General features: G+C 39.2%; 1 protein-coding gene. It reads right to left on the reverse strand.

What is annotated here, in order from left to right; translation table 11 throughout:
* A partial coding sequence (locus tag SB775_RS32730; protein ID WP_410865463.1) for an LLM class flavin-dependent oxidoreductase occupies window positions 1–245 on the reverse strand: 245 nt, incomplete at both ends.

The following is a 245-nucleotide window of genomic DNA, read 5'->3' on the forward strand; positions in this document are numbered from 1 at the left end:
CCCCAAGTTAAATATACATCACTATGTTCCGCTGCAACTTCTTTACCTGCAGCAGACGATCCGCCAAAATAAATTGCTGGATACGGCGTTTGAACCGGAGGAAATACAACTTTACTATCCGTAACTTTAATATGCTTTCCTTCTAAAGAGATCATTTCACCTTGCAAGGTCGATTTCCAAACCTTTAAAAATTCATCGGCTGCTTCATATCTTTCATCATGTTCAAGATATAATCCATCGCCATG

The sequence above is a fragment of the Peribacillus sp. SIMBA_075 genome (assembly GCF_046534585.1).